The sequence below is a fragment of the Frankia sp. ACN1ag genome (genome assembly GCF_001414035.1).
Classification (GTDB): domain Bacteria; phylum Actinomycetota; class Actinomycetes; order Frankiales; family Frankiaceae; genus Frankia; species Frankia torreyi.
Genome location: NZ_LJPA01000079.1, coordinates 1 through 3,138 on the forward strand (window position 1 = coordinate 1; position 3,138 = coordinate 3,138).

Genomic DNA, 3,138 nt, shown 5'->3' on the forward strand with positions numbered 1-3,138 from the left:
TCTGACGGACTGGATGGGAAGAGCGGAGTGACAGGAGACCGTCACGCTCCGTTCTGTGGGGGCCTGGGGGTGAGATCCCCCCGGGCTACCCGGCGGTCTGGGCGGGAGCATTCGGCATCAACCGGAACCGGATCATCGGCCCTGGCCGGTGCTACACCGGCGTGGACGGATCGCCGCTGGCGCTGTCGGCCGATGGATAGTTCTCGACTCCGGGTCGGCGGTCTCTCCGGGCAGTTCCGTGCGGCGGAGCGACATCCGACGAGGTTGTCCGATCACCGCGTCGGTAGGCTGCCGGCCATGGCGAGGCTGAGTGACGCCGAGTTGGAGGCTCTGGTCGAGCGTGCTGTCGTCGATGCCTACGGCGAGGACGAACAGCTCGCAGCCTTCCAGTCCGTGATCGAGGACAATCTCGCGGTTCCCTTCCGGACCACAGTCCTGGGGGTGGAGGTGACCGTCGCGGGGATCGATCTGCTGCCTGGGAGCGGTATCGTCGCTGTCTGCGTCCGTGGGAGGCATCGTCAGGCGGTCGGCATTCTGGACCTGCCGCTGCCCACCCCGCCGCCGGCCGGGGCGGAATGGATTGAGGCGTTCCGGCACTGGGCGCTCTGACGGCGTGACGACGAGGGTGGGCTGGACAGACGATGTCGGAGTACCAATACTACGAGTTCCTGGCCGTTGACCGGCCGCTGAACGAACGGGAGCAGGCCCAGGTTCGTGGGCTGTCTACCCGGGCTTGTATCACCGCAACTCGTTTCACCAACGAGTACCACTGGGGTGACTTCGGCGGCGATCCCCGGAAGATGATGGAGCGCTTCTACNACGCTCATCTGTATCTCGCCAACTGGGGTACCCATCGCCTGATGTTCCGCCTGCCCCGGACCCTGCTCGATCTCAGGATCGCCGAGCAGTACTGCGTCGATCCGCACGTCACCGCCTGGACCACCGGGGCGTATCTCGTCGTTGACCTGAACAGCGAGGTCGAGGGTGAGGACTGGGTGGAAGGCGCCGAGGATTCGCTGGCGGCGATTGTCGGTGTCCGTGCCGAACTCGCCGCCGGTGATCTGCGGCCTCTCTACCTGGCCTGGTTGGCTGGCTGGGGAACCTGGGAACGTGACGAGCACGCTTTCGACGACGAGGAGGAGGACGAGCCCGAACCGCCGGTGCCCGCCGGGCTGGGCAGCCTGACCGCGCCCCAGCGGGCCCTGGCGGACTTCCTGCGCCTCGACGCCGACCTGCTCGCCAGCGCGGCCCAGGCCAGTTCACCCGCGCCGGCGACCAAGAACGATCCCCGCGCCCTGGCCAGCTGGATCAAGGATCTTCCGTCCGGTGACAAGGACAAGCTTCTCCGTCAGGTCGCGCAGGGCCACGGCGCCCGGGTCCAGCTGGAGATGCTGCGACGTTTCCGTGGTGAACCCGACAGCAGCGGGAACGATCGCCCTCGCCGCACGGTCGCCCAGCTGCTGGACACCGCGGCGGACCTCCGCCAGACGCGCCACCGGCTCACCGGGGTCAGGCGCGCCGAGTAACCCGGCCCGTCGAGCAGCCCGGCCCGGGAGGCTTCTCGGTCACCGGCGGCGGCTACTCGGTGCCGGCCAGCTCAGTGCCCATCGAACTGGGCCATCCTGTCCGGTTCCCATGTCGGATCGAGTGGTTTGGGTGACTGTGTCATCCTGTTCGGGTGACGGGCGGGGGCGATGGTCGCGCTCTCGATGTCTTCGTGTCCTATGCCGAGGATGGGCTCAGCTGGGCTGAGTGGATCGCGGGGGCGTTGGAGAGCGCTGGTCACCGTGTCACGCTCGAGGCTTGGGATGCGGTGCCTGGTACTCATCGGGTTTCGTGGCTGGATGGGGTGACGCAGCGGGCGCGGCGCACCATCGCGGTGGTGTCGGACGGTTACCTGGATTCGTCGGCGGCGTCGGCGGAGTGGGGTGCGGCCTGGTCGCCGCGGGTGCTGGATGGGGAGCGGCGGCTGCTGGTCGCGCGGGTGACGGACCGGCCGATTCCCGGGCTGCTCGGCCAGCTCGTCCCCATTGATCTGGTCGGTCGCAGCCGGTGGGCCGCGCAGACCGTGCTGCTCGCGGCGGTGCGTGGCGAGGCCGGGCGAGTTGAGGCTGGGCAGGTGGAGGTGGGGGACGGCGCGAGTTTCCCGGACCGCCAGTCATACCTTGGCAGGGCGGTGTTTCCGGGGGAGTTGCCGCCGGTGTGGAACGTGCCGCGGCCCGCGGCGCGGTTCGTCGGTCGGGCGTCGGCGCTGGNCCGGCTCGATGAGGCGATGTCGGGCGGCGGGCTGGTGGCGGTGACGGGTCTGGCGGGGATCGGGAAAACGAGCCTGGCCGTCGAGTACGTCCGTCAGCAGCGGATGGGGTTCGACGCGGTGTGGTGGGTGCCGGCGGGGCGCCCGGAGCTCGTCGGTGAACGGGTGCGGGCGCTCGCACCGGCCCTGGGCCTGCCGCGGCACGCGGAACCGGCGGCCGTCCTGGCCCGGCTCGACGCCGCCGACGGCCGCTGGTTACTCGTCCTCGACGACGCGGCCGGCCCCGGCGAGCTACCTGGCTGGTTGCGCCCCTCGACCGGCGCGGGTCGGATCCTGGCGACGTCGCGCGCCGACGACTGGGTGGACACCGGCGTCGTCGTGCCGCTCGGCCCGTTGGAACGCGCGGAGTCGGTCGCGCTGCTCGCCGACCGGCTCCCGGCGGTCGACCGGGCTGTCGCCGGAGCGATCGCCGGCCAGCTCGGTGATCATCCGCTTGCTCTTGATCAGGCGGCGCATCGGATCGGTCAGGCCCGGGCGCCGGCGGAGACGTACCTGGCGGCGTTGATCGACCGGCCGGCTGTGGTGCTCGGGCAGGGTGAGGTGCCGGGCCGGCCCGGGGTCACCGCCGCAACGCTGTGGGACGAGCCGCTGCGCCGCCTCGACGCGGATGCGCCGGCTGCCGGTGAGCTGCTGCGTCTCGCCGCGCATGGTGATGCCTCCGGGCCGCTGCCGTTGCGGCTGCTGGTGGCCGATCCCGAGGCGATCGGCGGCCGGGAGCTGCGCGCGGCCGCGGGCGTGTCATGACGACTGTGTAAGCCGGAGGTGGACCAGGATCGATCTACCTTGATCGGGTAGGTTGGAAAGGGACACCGAATGACACAGAG

General features: G+C 70.5%; 2 protein-coding genes. Both read left to right on the forward strand.

Translation table 11 applies throughout. The features are described 5' to 3' along the window. The first annotated feature begins 297 nt into the window (after positions 1-297). On the forward strand, positions 298-609 hold the full coding sequence (locus tag UK82_RS30480; protein WP_055410890.1) for a hypothetical protein: 312 nt from the start codon (positions 298-300) through the stop codon (positions 607-609). A 1,108-nt stretch (positions 610-1,717) separates the two neighbouring features. Next, the coding region (locus tag UK82_RS41200) for a toll/interleukin-1 receptor domain-containing protein (RefSeq protein ID WP_236706631.1) at positions 1,718-2,255 on the forward strand (538 nt) is incomplete at its 3' end. Positions 2,256-3,138 lie beyond the last annotated feature (883 nt).

Coding starts and splice junctions, on each gene's coding strand:
- UK82_RS30480 (WP_055410890.1), top strand. CDS start 298: ATGGCGAGGCTGAGTGACGCCGAGTTGGAGGCTCTGGTCGAGCGTGCT.